This window comes from Mycolicibacterium sediminis (genome assembly GCF_010731735.1).
Taxonomy (GTDB): Bacteria; Actinomycetota; Actinomycetes; order Mycobacteriales; family Mycobacteriaceae; genus Mycobacterium; species Mycobacterium sediminis.
On the sequence record NZ_AP022588.1, the window covers coordinates 4,540,924 to 4,557,027 of the forward strand.

General features: G+C 65.7%; 19 protein-coding genes and 1 pseudogene. 9 read left to right on the top strand and 11 right to left on the bottom strand.

Annotation, left to right across the window (positions count from 1 at the left end):
* Nucleotides 1-11 precede the first annotated feature (11 nt).
* Entirely contained in the window at nucleotides 12-1,463 is a 1,452-nt protein-coding gene (locus G6N64_RS21735; RefSeq protein WP_163799660.1) for a dihydrolipoyl dehydrogenase family protein, read from the bottom strand.
* Nucleotides 1,464-1,535: 72 nt separating this feature from the next.
* A complete protein-coding gene (locus tag G6N64_RS21740) occupies nucleotides 1,536-2,042 on the bottom strand; it encodes a YkgB family protein (protein ID WP_163799662.1) in 507 nt (168 codons plus the stop codon).
* 304 nt (nucleotides 2,043-2,346) lie between these two features.
* On the opposite strand from G6N64_RS21740, the gene G6N64_RS21745 reads away from it, so the two are divergent.
* Together G6N64_RS21745 and G6N64_RS21750 are read left to right on the top strand one after the other, a co-directional pair.
* Nucleotides 2,347-2,973, top strand: a complete 627-nt coding sequence (locus G6N64_RS21745) for an RNA polymerase sigma factor (protein ID WP_174266984.1) — start codon at nucleotides 2,347-2,349, stop codon at nucleotides 2,971-2,973.
* The gene (locus tag G6N64_RS21750) at nucleotides 2,970-3,221 is read left to right on the top strand and encodes an anti-sigma factor family protein (RefSeq protein ID WP_174266858.1); all 252 of its coding nucleotides are present in this window, start codon (nucleotides 2,970-2,972) and stop codon (nucleotides 3,219-3,221) included. The genes G6N64_RS21745 and G6N64_RS21750 overlap by 4 nt, the downstream gene beginning before the upstream one ends.
* 72 nt (nucleotides 3,222-3,293) lie before the next feature.
* Here G6N64_RS21750 and G6N64_RS21755 read toward each other — a convergent pair whose 3' ends face one another.
* The 3 genes from G6N64_RS21755 to G6N64_RS21765 all read right to left on the bottom strand — a co-directional run bounded on the left by G6N64_RS21755 (nucleotide 3,294) and on the right by G6N64_RS21765 (nucleotide 5,741).
* The gene (locus G6N64_RS21755) at nucleotides 3,294-4,415 is read right to left on the bottom strand and encodes an epoxide hydrolase family protein (protein ID WP_163799666.1); all 1,122 of its coding nucleotides are present in this window, start codon (nucleotides 4,413-4,415) and stop codon (nucleotides 3,294-3,296) included.
* Nucleotides 4,416-4,569: 154 nt separating this feature from the next.
* Nucleotides 4,570-5,262 (bottom strand): helix-turn-helix transcriptional regulator, encoded by a 693-nt coding sequence (locus tag G6N64_RS21760; protein ID WP_163799668.1) that lies wholly within the window; start codon nucleotides 5,260-5,262, stop codon nucleotides 4,570-4,572.
* Between the two features lie 20 nt (nucleotides 5,263-5,282).
* Complete coding sequence (locus G6N64_RS21765; RefSeq protein ID WP_246230752.1) at nucleotides 5,283-5,741, bottom strand: nuclear transport factor 2 family protein; 459 nt, start codon at nucleotides 5,739-5,741, stop codon at nucleotides 5,283-5,285.
* 146 nt (nucleotides 5,742-5,887) lie between these two features.
* Here G6N64_RS21765 and G6N64_RS21770 point away from each other — a divergent pair, with 146 nt between their 5' ends.
* Both G6N64_RS21770 and G6N64_RS21775 read left to right on the top strand, forming a co-directional pair.
* Nucleotides 5,888-6,856: an aldo/keto reductase gene (locus tag G6N64_RS21770; RefSeq protein ID WP_163799670.1), complete on the top strand. Its 969-nt coding sequence runs from the start codon at nucleotides 5,888-5,890 to the stop codon at nucleotides 6,854-6,856.
* A gap of 62 nt (nucleotides 6,857-6,918) precedes the next feature.
* Nucleotides 6,919-7,710, top strand: a complete 792-nt coding sequence (locus G6N64_RS21775; RefSeq protein ID WP_174266859.1) for an SDR family oxidoreductase — start codon at nucleotides 6,919-6,921, stop codon at nucleotides 7,708-7,710.
* Between the two features lie 29 nt (nucleotides 7,711-7,739).
* Here the strand turns inward: G6N64_RS21775 and G6N64_RS21780 are convergent, their stop codons facing one another.
* Together G6N64_RS21780 and G6N64_RS21785 are read right to left on the bottom strand one after the other, a co-directional pair.
* Nucleotides 7,740-8,549, bottom strand: a complete 810-nt coding sequence (locus tag G6N64_RS21780; RefSeq protein WP_163799674.1) for an LLM class F420-dependent oxidoreductase — start codon at nucleotides 8,547-8,549, stop codon at nucleotides 7,740-7,742.
* 67 nt (nucleotides 8,550-8,616) lie between these two features.
* Complete coding sequence (locus G6N64_RS21785; RefSeq protein ID WP_163799676.1) at nucleotides 8,617-10,305, bottom strand: GMC family oxidoreductase; 1,689 nt, start codon at nucleotides 10,303-10,305, stop codon at nucleotides 8,617-8,619.
* Nucleotides 10,306-10,461: 156 nt separating this feature from the next.
* Between G6N64_RS21785 and G6N64_RS21790 the strand changes: the two genes are divergently transcribed.
* From G6N64_RS21790 to G6N64_RS21800, 3 genes are all read left to right on the top strand, one after another.
* Nucleotides 10,462-11,061 carry an LGFP repeat-containing protein gene (locus tag G6N64_RS21790; protein ID WP_163799679.1) on the top strand — a complete coding sequence of 200 codons (600 nt, stop codon included), beginning with the start codon at nucleotides 10,462-10,464 and terminating at the stop codon, nucleotides 11,059-11,061.
* A gap of 64 nt (nucleotides 11,062-11,125) precedes the next feature.
* Nucleotides 11,126-11,383, top strand: a complete 258-nt coding sequence (locus G6N64_RS21795) for a DUF3297 family protein (RefSeq protein ID WP_163799681.1) — start codon at nucleotides 11,126-11,128, stop codon at nucleotides 11,381-11,383.
* Nucleotides 11,384-11,562: 179 nt separating this feature from the next.
* Entirely contained in the window at nucleotides 11,563-11,811 is a 249-nt protein-coding gene (locus tag G6N64_RS21800) for a hypothetical protein (RefSeq protein ID WP_163799683.1), read from the top strand.
* A gap of 84 nt (nucleotides 11,812-11,895) precedes the next feature.
* On the opposite strand, the gene G6N64_RS21805 is transcribed toward G6N64_RS21800, so the two are convergent.
* The 3 genes from G6N64_RS21805 to G6N64_RS21815 form a co-directional block, all read right to left on the bottom strand.
* Nucleotides 11,896-12,585: a hypothetical protein gene (locus G6N64_RS21805; protein ID WP_163799686.1), complete on the bottom strand. Its 690-nt coding sequence runs from the start codon at nucleotides 12,583-12,585 to the stop codon at nucleotides 11,896-11,898.
* A 1-nt stretch (nucleotide 12,586) separates the two neighbouring features.
* Nucleotides 12,587-13,177: a YceI family protein gene (locus G6N64_RS21810; protein ID WP_163799688.1), complete on the bottom strand. Its 591-nt coding sequence runs from the start codon at nucleotides 13,175-13,177 to the stop codon at nucleotides 12,587-12,589.
* An 84-nt stretch (nucleotides 13,178-13,261) separates the two neighbouring features.
* Nucleotides 13,262-13,603, bottom strand: a complete 342-nt coding sequence (locus G6N64_RS21815; RefSeq protein WP_246230753.1) for an MmpS family transport accessory protein — start codon at nucleotides 13,601-13,603, stop codon at nucleotides 13,262-13,264.
* Nucleotides 13,604-14,061: 458 nt separating this feature from the next.
* Between G6N64_RS21815 and G6N64_RS30710 the strand changes: the two are divergent.
* Together G6N64_RS30710 and G6N64_RS21825 are read left to right on the top strand one after the other, a co-directional pair.
* Nucleotides 14,062-14,409: pseudogene (locus G6N64_RS30710) on the top strand (TetR-like C-terminal domain-containing protein); the annotation flags it as partial.
* Between the two features lie 107 nt (nucleotides 14,410-14,516).
* Nucleotides 14,517-15,167 carry a TetR/AcrR family transcriptional regulator gene (locus G6N64_RS21825; protein ID WP_163799692.1) on the top strand — a complete coding sequence of 217 codons (651 nt, stop codon included), beginning with the start codon at nucleotides 14,517-14,519 and terminating at the stop codon, nucleotides 15,165-15,167.
* 545 nt (nucleotides 15,168-15,712) lie between these two features.
* On the opposite strand, the gene G6N64_RS21830 is transcribed toward G6N64_RS21825, so the two are convergent.
* A complete protein-coding gene (locus tag G6N64_RS21830; protein ID WP_163799694.1) occupies nucleotides 15,713-16,099 on the bottom strand; it encodes an NIPSNAP domain-containing protein in 387 nt (128 codons plus the stop codon).
* Nucleotides 16,100-16,104 lie beyond the last annotated feature (5 nt).

Sequence of the window (16,104 nt, forward strand, 5' to 3'; positions counted from 1 at the left end):
GCCTTCTCCTCTCAACGTTCGCTCGTCGGACAATCCGAGGGTCCCCTCCGTCGCGCGAGGAGGGGGTTCCAGATCTGGTTGATCGACGGGTGCGGCGCCACAACGTGGCGCAGTGTCTCGATCGGCACCATGGCGACCACGGCGAGTGTGGCCGCCTGCGCGAGTTCGGCGAACTCGGGCCCGACGAACGTCGCGCCGAGCAGCGTGTCCGTGTCGGCGTCGATCACCAGTTTGGCCCAGGCGTCGAAGCCGTCGCGGAAGATGGCGAGATCGGGCACGGCTTCCGGATACCGCGCGGTGGTCGTCGTGACCGTGAATCCGTCGGCGCGCGCCTGGCTTTCGGTTCGCCCCACTTCGACGACCTGAGGGTCGGTGTAGACGACCTGTGGGAGATTGTGGGGGTCGCGGGCGATGAGCTCGTCGTCGCCGAGCTGGCGGCCACGTGCGCGGGCAGCGATGACGTCGGCAACGACGACTGCGTGGTACTGCGACAGGTGCGACAGAAGCGCACGTCCGGTGGTGTCGCCCATCGCGTACAGCCAGGTGCCGTCCGCTCCGAGTGCCTGCAGGTGGTCGTCGACGGCCACGAACTCTCCGCTGCGCAGACCCACGGTTTCCAGGCCAACCGAATCGGTGTTGACGACTCGTCCGGCCGCTACGACGACTTCGTCGACCTCGATGGTCTCGTCGCCGACGGTGGCGCTGACGGTGCCACCCTCGGCGGGTCGATTCAGGCCAGACAGGTGAGCGTCGAAGCGGAGGTCTACACCCTTGCGCCGCAACGACTCGGTGACCATCTCGCTGGCGACGGTCTCGGAGTTGCGCAGCAGGGTGCCGCCGCGGGCGAGCAGGGTGACCTTGGAGCCCAGGCCGGCCAGGATCGTGGCGAACTCGACGCCGACGACGCCGCCGCCGATGATCAAGGTTCGTGGTGGCACATGCGTCATGGCGGCCAGGTCGCGGTTGGTCCAGGGGTGCGCCTCGGCCAGTCCCGGTACGTCCGGGATCGCGGGGCGGGTGCCGGTGGCGAGCACGACCGCCTGCCGCGCCCGGATCGTCTCCTCGCGGCCGTCCGGGTGGATGACGGTGACCGCGCGTGGGCCGGCGAGCCGACCGTGGGCGTGGATCACCGCGAGGCCGTCCTGCTGCAGCGTGGCGGTGACGTCCTCGTCGTCGAGATGGTCGACGATGGCGTCGCGCTTCGCGAAGACGGCGGCGACGTCGAGCTGCCCCAGCCCTACGGCCTCCCGAACGCCGGGCACGGCCTTCGCCAGGGCGAGCACCTCGATCGGACGCAGCAGCGTCTTGGTCGGATTGCATGCCCAGTAGTGGCATTCACCGCCGATGAGGCGCTCCTCCACCAGCGCCACCTCCAACCCTTCGGCGGTGAGGTACTCCGCCGCCGAGGCGCCACCGGGGCCGCCGCCGATCACCACTACGTCGAACTCTGAATCCTCGTTCATGTCAGGCCTTTTTCTCTTCGGTTCGTGCTTCGTCGGTATGGATGGTCGCTGCGGAACGCAGGGTGCCGACCGTCATCGAGTCACCGATCCCGGACGCAGAGTCCGCACGGCGTCGCCCAGCGTCCACAGCGCCACCGCGAGCAGGACGGCGTCCTTCACCAAGAAGCTGCCGACCAAGGACAGCACCGGGAAACCGCCGGCTTCGGGTGCCATCACGCCGGGAGTGGTGAACATGAAGCTGAGCGTCGTAATGAACATCCCGATCGCCATCACACTGCCCACGATGGAAACCGCCGGGGCCCAGCGCTTTACGGCGATCAGCGCGGCGACCGTCAGTTCGACGACACCGAGCAGTGCCGAGAACGCCGTCACCGAGAAGACGTCGTACACCCAACTCATGAGGGGGCTGTTCGCCACGAGCGGCTGGATGGCGTTGGCCTCGTATGCGGTGAACTTCAGTGCCCCGATCCAGGCGATGACGCCCACGAGTGCGTATCGCGCCGCGAAGTCCCCCGCCGGAGCCACCCGAGAGACGATGGGTGAGTCATACACGCGAGATGTGATCGTTCCGAATGACATTGGTTTCCTTCTATCGTGATGGGTGAACCGTTCCGGAACAGGGGTGTCGCAGATACGGCGTGGCGTTACACGACGGCGTCGTCCCGTGCGTGACCAATTCCGCGGCGGTGCGTCTCGCAAGCGCGTTGGTGTATCCCGGTGGCTGTAACGAAACGCCCTCGGCTCGACACCCACCTCCGTGACCCCAACGAGGCATGCGTCCCACATGGGCCGACTACTGTGCTGTTCACCGGTGACGTCGGTCGCGACGACGCGGCGCCCGGGCGGCGGTCGTCCGCGTACCACCGAGGGGGAGATGCCCGGCATGCTGGAACCGGTGGATGCGGCACTACTGGCCGACCGATTGCGCAACGGCGATCCGGACGCCTTCGGCACGCTGCTCGACCTCTACGGGTCGTCGATGCTCCGAGTAGCGCGCGGGTACGTGTCCAACCGCGAACAGGCCGAGGACGTCGTCCAGGAGACGTGGATCGCGGTCTTCAAGGGCATCGACCGGTTCGAGGGCCGAGCTTCGCTACGAACGTGGATCTTCAGCATCTTGATCAACGTCGCCAAGAAACACGGCCTGGCTGAACGCCGCCAGACCGACACCGCCGTGCGCGTCGTGAGCGGCGGCACCGTCGATCCGGATCGGTTCCGAGACCAGGGCGATGAGTTTCCCGGTCACTGGAAGGAGTCACCCGTCCCGTTTCCGGACACGCCGGAGGGGTCGCTGCTCAGCGGTGAACTGACTCGAGTCGCAGCCGCGGGACTTGGCCGGTTGCCAGCACGCCAGCGTGAGGTGGTCACGTTGCGCGACGTACAGGGGTTCAGTTCCGAGGAGGTGTGTCGATTGTTGGACATCAGTGCGGCGAATCAGCGGGTGCTGTTGCATCGCGGCAGAGCCGTGGTTCGCCAAGAGCTGGAAGACTATCTCGGGACGAGCGCATGAGCGGCGACGAGATCGTCTGCGAGCAGCTCGTCGAGCTGGTGACCGACTACCTCGACGGATCGCTCGCCCCCGACGTGGCCGCCAGATTCGACGCGCATCTGCTGGAATGTGATGGTTGCGTGAGCTATCTCGAGCAGTTCCGGTCGACGATCAGCACCCTGGGGCGGGTGCCGTCCGATGAGCTCGACGACGGCTTCCGCGAGCGCCTCCTCGACACGTTCCGCGGATGGACGTCCACCCCAGAGTAGTACGGCGACTGTCCTCGGTTTGGCATCGGATCGTGCGAAATCGCGCACTGTCCAATGGGATTGGACGGACGTTCAGCGGACGAGACGGAAGAACCCGCGGATCTGGTCGACGAGCGAGTCCGGTTGCTCCATCGCCGCGAAATGGCCGCCGCGCGGCATCTCCTCGAACCAGCGGAGGTCGGTGAAACGCAGCTCCGCCTCCCGCCGGGACGGGCGGTTGAGGTCCCTCGGGTACACCGAGAGGCCGGATGGCGCGGTGACGGTGTCGCGGAAGTTGCCGAAGCTCTCCCAGTAGAGGCGCGCCGACGACGTGGCGGACGCGGTGAACCAGTAGACGGAGATCTCGTCGAGGATCTTCTGTCGGGACACCGCGTCCTCGGGGTGGCCGTCGTTGTCGGTCCACGCCCAGAACTTCTCGGCGATCCAGGCGGCCTGGCCGGCGGGAGAATCGGTGAGACCGTAGCCGAGCGTCTGCGGACGCGTCGCCTGTTGTCCCGAGTACCCGCGGCCGGTGCGCTGGAACTCGTTGGCGGCCGCGAGGTTCAGCGTTTCCGAAGGCGTGGGGTCGTCGAACGTGCCTGCTGCCACGGCACCCATGTTGACGTGCACGCCGGCAACGCGTTCGGGCGCGACCTCGCCGACCGCGCCGGACACCGCCGAACCCCAGTCTCCGCCCTGAGTCCCGTAGCGCTCGTATCCCAGCGACACCATGAGGGCGTCCCAGGCACGCGCGATGCGGCCGATGCCCCATCCGGTGGTCGACGGTTTGTCGCTCCACCCGTAGCCGGGCAGGGAGGGCGCCACCACGTGGAACGCGTCCGCGGGGTCACCGCCGTGCGCGCGGGGGTCGGTCAGCGGACCGAAGACCTCCAGGAACTCGAGCACCGACCCCGGCCACCCATGCGTGAGCACCAGCGGGAACGCGTCCGGTTCCGGTGAGCGCACGTGCACGAAGTGGATGCCCAGACCGTCGACGGTGTCGCGATACTGGGGGAAGGCGTTGAGCCGCTTGCCGAAACCGAAGTCGTACTCGTCCGCCCAACTGCGGCAGAGGTCACGGGCATACGAGAGTGGCACTCCCTGGGACCAGTCGTCGACCGGCTCGGGCTCCGGCCATCGCGTCCGCCGCAACCGCTCTCGCAGATCCTCGATCTCGGCTTCGGTGATGCTGACCTCGAACGGCTCGGCGGCCACGGCGGCTTCCTCTCGTGCTCGGTGGAACCTGGCGTGGGCGGCGTCGATGGTCGGCCACACGTCATCCCCAGGATCCGACTCTGGTCGAAACTACCCGTTCCGCGCGGCTACCCGCAGGGCAGGAAACGACACTGGCGATGTGAGGTCGGCGCCGTCAGCCGAGCCGCCGAGTACTCCACCGCGACAGATCGGCGTCCAGCACGGCGGGATCGCGTTCGGGAAACACCTCGCCCGTCATCTCCAGGCGCAGGATGCGGTCGAGCTGAAATCCCCGGATGCCCGCGCGGAGCCGACACCATCCCACGAACAACCACGCATCACCTCCGCGGAGCAGCCCCATCGCCTCCACGTCACGGGCGGTGTGGGTCGCGCCGTCCTCGGAGGTGTACTCCAGGCGCACGACTCGGCGCGCCGCGATCGCCTCGGGGATCAACGAAATCGCGGCGTCGGTGGGGGACTGGGAGTCGATGACGAACATCGACGCCAAGGCCTCGTCGACGGGCGCGAGCTGGTCCTCTTTGCTGATCGCGAGGATCTTGGCTCGCGCCCGGCGTGCCGCCGCACCGTACGGCGAGGTCTCCAGCAAGCCAAGTCCCGCAAGCACTGCGAGTGATTCTGTGACGGTGAGGTTGAGGGGCGGCAGGGAGTGCTCCCGCAGGATCGAATAGCCGCCCGACGCACCGTAGTCGGCATAGATCGGGACCCCTGCGAGCTGGAGGGACTGGACGTCGCGCTCAATGGTGCGCTTCGATACCTCGAACTCCTCGGAGAGCCGAGCTGCCGACACCGGCCGGCGCGACCCCCGCAGGAGATCCACCAGCGCGTACAACCGCTCGGCTCTCCGCACGAGAGTGAGTCTTCCTCGTCTCAGGCGGGATGCGTGCGGGTTCCGGTCGTCGACCACACCTCGCTGATCAGCCCATCGTCGGTGAAGTCGAAGACGTCGATCCCGCCGGCGGCAAGCTCGCCGTCCCGCACGTTCCACAACATTCGGCCGTGCGCGCCGTCCACTGCCCGCTCGATCTCGACGAACACCACGTCAGGGTGCAGTTGGCGGTATCGCCCGAGGTACCGCGCGAAACTCTCCGCGCCCAACACGTCGTCGCCCGGGTTCGACCCATCCTGCTCGGAGATGAGGAAGTGAATCCGGAAATCCTCGCTGCAGATCCGACGCGCGATGTCAACGTCCCCGTTCCACATCTCCAACCACACCGCGAGCGCTGCATCCGACGTTTCCAACACCGTGTTCGAGTTCTCGTTCATGACATGAGCATCGGACATGGTCGCGACAACGGTATGTCGGTATTCGTCGGCAGGTTGCAGCACGTCGTGACGCTCAGCCTGGCAGGGGAGTCCGAGTCCTAGGTGTATTGCACCCATTGTCCGTGCTCGTTCGCCGAATAGGCTTGGGACCTGCGCTGCACGCCAAGACCGACCTACTGTCGGCGGCTTCCAACGGAAGGGGATCGGACATGCTGCGAACCACACTCGGCGATCTCGACGTATCGGCCCAGGGCTTGGGCTGCATGGGGATGAGCGAGTACTACGGTGCCTCGGACTGGGATACCAGCATCGCCACCATCCAGCACGCCATCGACGTTGGCGTCACCTTCTTCGACACTGCCGACCAGTACGGCTCGGGCCACAACGAAGTGCTCCTCGGACGCGGCGTCGCGGGCAGGCGCGACGACGTCCAGATCGCCACGAAGTTCGGCATCGACCGCAGCAGCGGTGACGACAGGCGGGTGTATCGCGGTGATCCGCCCTACGTGAGGCGGTCCTGCGACGCCTCACTGCTTCGGTTGGGGGTCGATCACGTCGATCTGTACTACCTGCACCGCCCCCCGCAGAACGCCGAGATCGAGGACGCCGTCGGGGCGATGGCCGAACTGGTGGCAGCGGGCAAGGTGCGGCACCTGGGCCTGAGCGAGGTCAGTGCCGAGTTGCTGCGCCGCGCTCACGCGGTGCACCCGATCACCGCGGTGCAGAGTGAATACTCGCTGTGGACACGGGAAGTCGAGCAGGTGACACCCGTGATGGCGGAACTTGGCATCGGCCTGGTGCCGTACGCGCCGTTGGGACGGGGGTTCCTGACCGGATCGGTGCAGACCGCGACCTTGCATCCCGACGACTTCCGCGCCCGCAACCCGCGCTTCACCGGTGACGCCGGCCAGCAGAACGCGGTCATCGCCGACACCGTCCGCGAGGTCGCGGACCGGATCGGCGTACTGCCGGCGCAGGTTGCACTGGCCTGGGTTCACTCCCAGGCGGACCGGCTGGGAGTTCCAGTGGTGCCCATCCCTGGAACCCGCCACGCCGATCGACTCGATCAGAACGTGGCCTCGCTCGACGTCGGACTGGACGCGGATGCACTCGCACGGCTCCAGCCCCTGAGCGACATGGTGACGGGCGGGCGCTACACCGATCACGGCGTGCGCTGAATGGCCCTGCAGGGGGAGCCTTCCTCTCGCGCGGCCCATGTGGACAGAAAGGTCGACAATTGATGGTCGGCGAATCGACCACGCACGCAGGACTCTTCGATCTGACCGGTAAGCGCGGCCTGGTCACCGGTGGCACCAAGGGCATCGGGAAGATGATCGCACGTGGACTCCTACAGGCGGGCGCTCGCGTGGTCATCAGCTCGCGCAGCGCCGACGCATGTGACCAGGCCCGGCAAGAGTTGTCGACATATGGCGACGTCTCGGCCGTCCCCGCCGATCTATCACAGCACGACGAGTGTGAGCGCCTCGCGCACCTCGTCACGGCCGACGCAGGCAGTCTCGACATACTCGTCAACAATGCGGGCGCCATGTGGGACGAGCCGTTGGAGACCTTCCCGGACGCGGCATGGGACACGGTCCTCGACCTCAACCTGAAGGCGCCGTTCTGGCTGGTTCAGGCACTGCTCCCTGCGCTGCGTGACGCCGGCACCGCCGATGACCCCGCACGGATCATCAACGTCGGCAGCATCGCCGCCATACACATCCCCAACCGGCCCAACTACTCCTACTCCAGTAGCAAGGCCGCGCTACATCAACTCACCAGAGTCCTCGCCAAGGAGCTTGGCCCGCAACACATCGCGGTGAACGCCGTGGCACCGGGACCGTTCCCGTCGACGATGATGGCTGCAACCCTCGACGAACTCGGCGAGGCGATCGCAGCGTCGGCCCCGCTGCGCCGGATCGGCCGCGACGACGACATGGCCGGGGTCGCCGTGTTTCTCGCCAGCCGGGCGGGCGCCTACCTGACGGGCGCCGTCATACCCGTCGACGGAGGGATCGCCACGACCGCATGAGCCATTGCGGGGCAGTCGAAGCGGTACGGCTACCCGCTGTCGCGCCAGGTCAGTATCTGCTTGAGCGACTTGAGGTCGTAACCGTCTCGTGCGGTGAGTTCGGTCTGGAACAACGTGACTCCTGCCTCCCGAAAGGCATTGGCGCTGTCGGCGTCCGTCCACAGCGTCGATCGTTCGATGTCGGCGCCGTCGCGACCCAATGTCGCCGCCAGTTCGTCGACGCGGTCGCTGGACTTGCGGAAGGCGTCGAGGTCGGTGAACGCGTGCCAGATGTCCGCGTGCCGGGCAACTGCGGGTAGCGAACGCTTCGGACCCGTGCCACCGATGAGGATCGGCAACTTTCGCACGGGCGGGGGGATGAGTTCGGCAAGCCGGTTCTCGATGCGGATCAGGCTCTCGTCGAACAGATCGAAGCGGGAGCCGAAGGTACCGAAGTCGTAACCATAGGTGGTGTAGTCCTTTTCGTACCAACCCGCGCCAAGGCCGAGGATGAGGCGGCCGCCGCTGATGTGGTCGACGGTGCGCGCCATGTCGGCGAGCAGATCGGCGTTGCGGTAGCCGACGCCGGTGACGAGGAGTCCGATGTCAGCGTGTGAGGTGATCTCGCCCCAGGACGCGAGCGCGGTCCAGCCCTCGAAGTTGGGGACGTCGGGCTGCTCCTCGGTCAGGACGGGCTTGCCGTCGACGATGCCCTCCATCGCCGGGAAGTGGAAGTGGTCGTAGCCGAAGATGACGTCGACGCCCAGGTCGTCGGCGGCCAGTACGGCCTCACGCCATGTTCGGTAATCGGGTGTGCCGCCGGGCTGGATCTGCACGGCGACGCGAACGGGACGGGTCATGGATGCTCCTGAGTCGGGGAGGTGCGACTCCTGAGCCAAGTTCACCAGGCGGGGGTTTATTCCGCCCTCATTCCAAGATCGCCCTCGCCGCGCGCTCGGCGATCAGCATGACCGGCGCGTTCGTGTTCCCTGAGGTGATGGTGGGCATCGCCGATGCATCGGCCACTCGAAGGCCTGCGACGCGGTACACGCGGCAGTCGGTGTCGAGCACGGTCGAGGGTGACCGCGGAACACCCCGTGCGTCGAACGCTCCCATCGCACAGGTGCCCACCGGGTGGAAGATCGTCGTGCCGAGTTCGCGGGCCGCTTGCTGCAGGTCATCGTCGCTCACCAGTTGCGGGCCGGGCAGCAGCTCCTCCGGGCGGTAGCGGGACATGGACGGCGCCGCCATGATCTGCCGGGTCATCCTCAAGCCCTGCACCGCGATCTTCCGGTCGACGTCGGTCGACAGGTAGTTGCAGGAGATCTTGGGGTGGGCCAGCGGATCTGCACCGGCTATCCGCACATGGCCCCGCGAGCTGGGTCGCAGATTGCACACCGAAGGAGTGATCGCTCCGAACCGATGGAGCGGTTCACCGAACTTGGCCAAGGACAACGGCTGCACGTGCCACTCCAGATTGGGACTGGCCAACCCGGGATCGCTCTTTGCGAAGGCTCCCAGCGTGGAGGGCGGCATCGTCATGGGTCCCGAGCGCAGCAACAGGTATTGAAGGCCCATGCCCGCTCGGGTGAACAGATTGCGGTACAGCGTGTTGACGGTCCGGGCGCCCCGCACCCGGTAGACCGTTCGCAGTTGCAGGTGGTCCTGGAGGTTCTCACCCACTCCGGGCAGATCGACGGCCACCGGCACCTGATGCTGGCTGAGCAGCCCCGCCGGCCCCAGACCCGAGGCCTGCATGAGCTGTGGCGACCCGATCGCCCCGGCAGTCAGGATCACTTCCCGGCGGGCGCCGACGTCGACGATCTGCCCGTCCCTGAGCAGTCGCACGCCGGTCGCGCGGTGCCGGGCCGTCGTCCAGGCGCCTCGACGCTGATCGCCGTGGACGTGTTCGTCCATCAGCAGCTTCAACGCCTGCGCGTGGGTGTAGACGGTGAGGTTCGGTCGGTGGGCGACGGGATGCAGGAAGGCATCGGCCATCGACCAGCGACGGCCACGCCGCTGGTTGACGTGGAAGTACGCACTGCCGTCGTTGCTTCCGCGGTTGAACTCGTCGATCGGGGCGATGCCGAGTTCGGCGGCAGCGGCCTGCCACGCGTCCAGGATTTTCCAGCGCACCCGCGGCCGCTCGACGGCGATCTCACCGCCGGCGCCGTGCCACTCGTCGGCGCCGCCGAAGTAGTCCTCCAACTGCTTGTAGATCTTCAGGGTTTCCCCGCCGGAGTCCTCGGTGCCACCCCAGAGCCACCGCTCGTCACCGGTGGCTCGGGCCCACAGTTCGTAATCGGAGGCCTGGCCACGCATGTGGATCATGGCGTTGATCGACGAGCTGCCGCCGATGACGCGGCCCCTCGCGTAGTGAATGGTGCGGCCGGCCAGACCCGGATCGGCCTCGGTCGCGAAGCACCAGTCGGTGCGGGGGTTGGCGATCGTGTACAGGTAGCCCACCGGGATCTTGATCCAGAACCAATCGTCCTTGCCACCGGCTTCGACCAACAGCACCCGGTGATCGGGGTTCGCACTGAGCCGGTTGGCGAGCAGGCAGCCCGCACTGCCCGCTCCCACGATGACGTAGTCGAACTCGGTGGCGGGGCTCATCTTCCTCCATGGCGTCGATGCGGCAACCGACGATCGCATACGCGCGCGGGCTTCGTCGCCGAACGTCGTGCAGCGCTGGATCCGTGTCACGGCTCGAGGTCCGCAGCAGCCGGCCATGATTTGACCCACACCGACGGGGGACGCGAGAGTGAGTCCATGAGGAGGATCACGTACCGCACCCCGGCGGCCGTCGGCCTGGCCGTCGTCGCATTGATCACCGTGGGCTGCAGCAATGGTCAGAACCCCGCGTCGACGCAGCCACAGGTCGGTTTGATCGCCACCTCCGAGGTCGCAGCCCCGCCCGCCGAAGTGAAGCTCATCGGGGAGCGGGACGTCGAGGTGACGCTGACCGGTCCGATCGCGGCCAAGTACGCCTTGGCCACCGAGTATCAGAAGCAGGCTCTCGGCAAGCCGCTCACGGGCGACCGCAACGCGGGAGCACGGGAGAGTGGTGTCGTGTTTCAGCAGTTCCAAGGCGGTGTGATCACCGCGAAGAACGACGACGCGGGCACGCCCGGGTACATCACGTGGGGCAAAATCCGCGAGGCCTGGAATGTCCAGCGCGACCCCGCGGGCGTACCTGCGGTCACCGGCGAGAACGGCTCAGTGGGTCCGCTGGGCGCACCCACCAGCGACGAGAACGCCGTCGGCGATCTCCTCGTCACCACCTTCGATCACGGCAAGATCGAGTACGACCCGAAGACGAATCAGGTCGAGGTCACGGTCGACGGCAAGGTCGTTCCGTCCGGACTCTGATTCACACGGCGCAGGTTCACGACAGACAATCCGAGCACCCACCGCAGATTCACCGGAGGCCACCATGTCCGCGGAAGAGAACACAGACGTCCCACCGAACCACCTCTCCATCGACCCGCGCAGCACCTTCTATAGCGAGGAGGCTCTGCAACGCGGTGTGGGCATCAACTTCAACGGCACCGAGAAGACCAACGTCCACGAATACGACGTAGCCGAGGGCTGGGTGCGTGTCGAAGTCCCCACCGCGAAGGATCGCCGCGGAAATCCCATGGTCGTCAAGCTCAACGGCACGGTCGAACCCTTCTATCGCGACGCGGGATAGCCGACTCCAAGGTCCCGGTTCCGACGCCGTCCACGTGCCGCCACGGACTCGTGTCGACAACAGAGCGTCCCAGTTCCGCTGCACCGATGATCCCCACCTTTGCTGAACCCAGCTGTCGTCACCCGATCCGGGCGTAGCCTCGAAGGACGCCGGGGACCGTCAATAGGGGAGTTCCGATCATGCTGATCTCGACCCGCTCAGTTACCGCCGCGTCCGTTGCGATGCTCGCGCTGAGCCTCAGTAGCGCCGTCGCCGCAGCCGACCCTCCAGCTCCGGGGTCCCCGTGCGGCCCCGACAAGGTGATCACGTCGATCAATACCTGCGAGCCGCTCAACTCGTCCTGCACCGGCTACGACAGCATGGTGATCGGCCGCGTCGCCGCAGACGGGCGGTGTGTCATTCCCGGGCTCGATGGCACCACCTGGTAGCGACACCTGGGGTTTCGGCGCTGATTGATGCGGGCTAACTGATCACGCGGGATTGTGCCTCTGAAGCACGGGGTCCGATGATGCCTACACGGTCTCGCCGGCCAATCGTTCTCCGAAGAGGAAAGCCTCTCCTGCGGAGTAATGACTGTTCACGCTCAGGTGCTCGGCAAAACGGGCGTCGCCGAACGCCGCTGTCAAGTCGGCGGGCGAGCGCCATTGCACGTACTCGACGATTCGGTCGCTCCGGAGGTCGTGAAAGAAGCTCGCCGACAGGAAGCCGTCGAGATGCTTGATGTGCTCGCGTGTTTCGCTCTCGTTGTACTCGCCGACCCACCCTTGTTTTCCGCTGACAGGTGTCATTCTGATGATCTCGGTCGTCACTTCGGATTCATTGCGCGAGGGGTCGACCAGGGTCACGTCCTCCGGGCTTGCACTCACCGTGGCGCTGAACCGATAGAGCCCGTCGTCTACGACGAGGACGTCGACGACCTCGTCGTCGGGTTGCGCGTGGATCAGTTCGGCGGCAAACGCCTCGGCGTCGCCGCTGGTGCGCCAGAAATGCAACCCCATGAGATGTTCGGTGTCGGGGGTGGAGGGCGGACCGAGCACCCGGCCCTGCGCTAGCCAGATCGCTCCGCCATACCCGGCCCGCGGCCGTGCAAGCGCCTCGGTGGACGTCACGAGGCCCGTCCATCCGACCCCTGCGTCGCGCACGTTGGCGTCTGCACTCATCACGACGACGAAGGGAGACTCAGCGAAGTTCACGTCGTCCATGTCACTTACCTCCAGTTTCTTCTGACACACGATCATCGTCATGCTCGTCGAGCAGCCGAGCAGTCACTTCGAGCTCGATATCGACCCGATTGCCCGCCAAGACCCCCTGTCGATCCAGCGGAACGGCGAAGCGGACCCCGAAGTCCTGACGATTCACCTGCCCCGTCGCACGCAACTGGACGTCGTGGCGTCCGTTGGCGTCGCGCTCGAACCGAATCTGCGTCACCGCCAGCACTACCGGGCGGGTGACACCGCGAATGGTGAGAGATCCGTCAATTCGAATCTCATTGTCGCTCGGTGTGATTGCGGTCGACGTGTAGGTGATAGCTGGGTGATTTCTTGCGTCGAACGGGTCCTTGGCGAGCGTTCCCTCGTCACGTCGGGTGTTGGAGGTATCCATCGAGCGCACCTGGACGCTTGCCTGGACGGAGGACTCGGTGACGTCGGGACGAGTCACGATCTCGCCGTCGAACTCGGTGAACACCCCCGGCACTTTCATGGCGATCAAGTGGCTTATCGAGAACTTCACCGCACTTCGCTGTGGATCTATCGCCCACGTGCCCGTCACGTAGTCGTCGGATGTTCGTGCCATTGGTCTCGGCCTCCAGGTCACTTGGCAATTGCCGCTCTCATCAACCGGACCGCACATGCGGCCTGGATCGCTCAACCCCACGAGTCAAACGCAGTGGGGGCAGTCCCGTCCTCGAACGCCAACGCATGGGCGCAGATCCGCGACCTGTGTCGGGTCGTCGGTGGTGAGCGTGTGCGACCACGGGAGTGGCGCGTCGTCGCCGCGTTGGGGATGGGCGTGCTCGTCGAGGAAGTTGACGGTGGCTGCAGCGCCGGGGGAGGCGAACACCTCGACCAGGACACGCTTGGGGTTGAGTCCGGTGTTCTCGAGCTCGTCCGCGGCCGGCCTGAACGCCTGATTGTCGGACCCGAAGATCGCGCGCAGCCGGGTCACGCTGAAGTCGACCACGGTCACCAGCGCGACGATGACGGTCCACCGTCGCCTCATTGGGCCCCCAAACGAAAGATCCTTCACCCAAGAAAGCCTTTCGACATGCGACAAGATGACATCCGACCGCCTTCACGGCCGGCATTCAGCCGGACCAAAGTAAAACGATACGGTACAGTCCGTTATGTCGCAACCTGCGGCCGCCCTTTGCCGGTCGCCAACCGGCTTCGCGTGGGCATCAATGCGTCCGGCACCTATTCACCATGAAAAGAGTTGACGGTCAGAAAGAGTGAGGTGACCGCCTATCTTGTGGGAACGAACGCATGACGCAACGGCCAGCTTGCCCGAATCGCGCCGGACCGCCCGATAGGCAGAACTGCCGGGCCGACTCTGCAGGCAGTGGCAACTGAGGCAAAGCCACTAAGTCAACGCTGTACCGGCGGCGGCTCTCCAAGGAGGAGCTGGTGCTGGATCTCACTTGAGCCAGGCGAGCGTCAGAGGGCGCCCCGTGTACCGATTCGCTGAGGGAGGACCTGCCCCAGATCGGCACATCGGTGGGTAAACAGGTCAGCGAGCACGGGAGCACCGGGCGCGCGATGTTAGGTGCGTGGGCCCGAAATCCCACGCTCACGAGAGCCTTTCACAACGAGTTCGTTTGCAAGCGCGTGCTCACGGAGATGATCGGAGACGCAGTGCACCGGGGGAGAGTCAGCGCTGAGGTGCCGAACGACGAAGTCGACGATGTCCTGGCTAGCTACCCGGCCTTTCGTTCACTGACGTCCGCTGACTCGTCGAACCAACACACCGACTGCGCGTTAATCGAGCAGGTGCTCTTCGCGAGCCTCATACGCGACCGGGGCACATGACCGTCGGATCGTCTGGACAGGGTCGGTACTTTCGCGGTGATTCAACACTCCGGCCGCAATCGACTCCGGTCCAATTCTCTGGATGTCCGCGTGGGTAATCTTCAGTGGTGACAGCAGAAAAGGTCCCGACCCCGCGAGGTCGGTACCGTGAGGCCCTTCGCAACGACGACGCCGTGCTGAACGCGGCTCGCGAGGTATTCGTGGAGCGGCCGGAGGCCAAGATGTCCGATGTCGCGGCCCGCGCTGGGCTGGGCCAGGCCAGTCTGTACAGACGATACAAGTCCAAGGGCGAGCTTCTGAACGCCGTGTCCGCCGATGGCATGCAGTCAATCGCGTCCGCCGCTAAGCGCGCACTCGAAGGCGGGGCAGATCCATGGAAGGCCTTCACCGGCTTCATGGAGCACTACATCGAATCCGGCGCTGCAGCGCAATTGATGCTGGCAGGGTTGTTCGTGCCCGACGAGGACCTCTTCACCTTGGCGGCTGATCTCTACGAGCTGACGCAGCAGGTGGTAGACCGAGCGATTGCGGCCGGTGCCTTGCGTCGAGATTTCACAGGCGCGGACGTTCCGCTGCTCGCCGCACAAATATGCAGCATTCGAAGCCAGAACCCGAAGCGCGACCAAGAACTTCGCCGCAGGTATCTCGCCCTTGCGTTGGACGGACTCCGCCCGCAATCTTCCGGCCACCTCCCAGGGGCCGCGCCCGACTTCGGAGAACTGACGGAACGTTGGACGGTACAGCGACCGTCGCAATAGCTGGTGGTGCGCTGCTCGAGCGACCGACCGTACGGGGGGAGGCGGGTATGTCTAGCACTCCAAGCGAACAACCGATCCGCCACTGGATAACTGTCGTATCAACTTCGGTCGTATTCCTCGGCGGTCGAAACCGCCGGGCAGGGGAGACTTGACTTAGATCCCACCGGTTCGGGGGGTCCGCCGAGCAACTGCGGCCACGTTCAGAGTGGGACTCATTCTGGCGGGCCTTCATTGATAACAGTCGATATTCATTCCCTCTTCATGGGATCCCAGACCCTCGCGGTGAGCGATGGATAACGTCGACTATCCCTGGTCAATGCAGGGGCGGGGCCCGCCTTCCTTCGCGGGCCGTGGTAAAGCTCTGAGCGTTGGGCTCTAACACGAACCCGCACCGCCGAGCCGTCGATGACCGCGCCCCCTGTTAGGGGCAACGCCTCATAAGTGGTCTCGCAGGTGTCCGAATCCGACGCATTGGTTTTAATCGAGAGACCAAGTCCCAGCGCGTTTCTGATCCCTGAACACGGTAGTAGCGCTTGTCCTACAGCTTATCGCTGCCGTTCACTAGCGGACACGGAAGGCAGAACCGGGTCAAGGTCGTGTGAGGTCGCGCACCGGTACGATTTCGACGGTGATTGTGAAATGTCCTTGAGGCGCGTCGTCTGCCGTGCGGTGATGAGCGAATCGTCGAAGTCGGCGTGATCCGCGTCGAAATCCTGGCTGGTGCGGTACCTGTCGGCCAGGACGGTGGGGTCGCTTCCGGGTGGATAGTCGACGAGGGCGACCACGCGGTGCTCGTCGGTGTCGGCGTCGATCCACACCCCACGGACGGTGATGTCGTAGGCGCGCAGCGTGCGTACGTGCCGGGGCCAGAACTCCTCGGTGTAGCGGCGCAAGGCGTCGGCGCTTTTCAGCGTGTAGGTGTGCAGTTCCATGGGGT

Coding starts and splice junctions, on each gene's coding strand:
- G6N64_RS21735 (WP_163799660.1), bottom strand. CDS start 1,463: ATGAACGAGGATTCAGAGTTCGACGTAGTGGTGATCGGCGGCGGCCCC.
- G6N64_RS21740 (WP_163799662.1), bottom strand. CDS start 2,042: ATGTCATTCGGAACGATCACATCTCGCGTGTATGACTCACCCATCGTC.
- G6N64_RS21745 (WP_174266984.1), top strand. CDS start 2,347: ATGCTGGAACCGGTGGATGCGGCACTACTGGCCGACCGATTGCGCAAC.
- G6N64_RS21750 (WP_174266858.1), top strand. CDS start 2,970: ATGAGCGGCGACGAGATCGTCTGCGAGCAGCTCGTCGAGCTGGTGACC.
- G6N64_RS21770 (WP_163799670.1), top strand. CDS start 5,888: ATGCTGCGAACCACACTCGGCGATCTCGACGTATCGGCCCAGGGCTTG.
- G6N64_RS21775 (WP_174266859.1), top strand. CDS start 6,919: ATGGTCGGCGAATCGACCACGCACGCAGGACTCTTCGATCTGACCGGT.
- G6N64_RS21780 (WP_163799674.1), bottom strand. CDS start 8,549: ATGACCCGTCCCGTTCGCGTCGCCGTGCAGATCCAGCCCGGCGGCACA.
- G6N64_RS21785 (WP_163799676.1), bottom strand. CDS start 10,305: ATGAGCCCCGCCACCGAGTTCGACTACGTCATCGTGGGAGCGGGCAGT.
- G6N64_RS21790 (WP_163799679.1), top strand. CDS start 10,462: ATGAGGAGGATCACGTACCGCACCCCGGCGGCCGTCGGCCTGGCCGTC.
- G6N64_RS21795 (WP_163799681.1), top strand. CDS start 11,126: ATGTCCGCGGAAGAGAACACAGACGTCCCACCGAACCACCTCTCCATC.
- G6N64_RS21800 (WP_163799683.1), top strand. CDS start 11,563: ATGCTGATCTCGACCCGCTCAGTTACCGCCGCGTCCGTTGCGATGCTC.
- G6N64_RS21805 (WP_163799686.1), bottom strand. CDS start 12,585: ATGGACGACGTGAACTTCGCTGAGTCTCCCTTCGTCGTCGTGATGAGT.
- G6N64_RS21810 (WP_163799688.1), bottom strand. CDS start 13,177: ATGGCACGAACATCCGACGACTACGTGACGGGCACGTGGGCGATAGAT.
- G6N64_RS21815 (WP_246230753.1), bottom strand. CDS start 13,603: ATGAGGCGACGGTGGACCGTCATCGTCGCGCTGGTGACCGTGGTCGAC.
- G6N64_RS21830 (WP_163799694.1), bottom strand. CDS start 16,099: ATGGAACTGCACACCTACACGCTGAAAAGCGCCGACGCCTTGCGCCGC.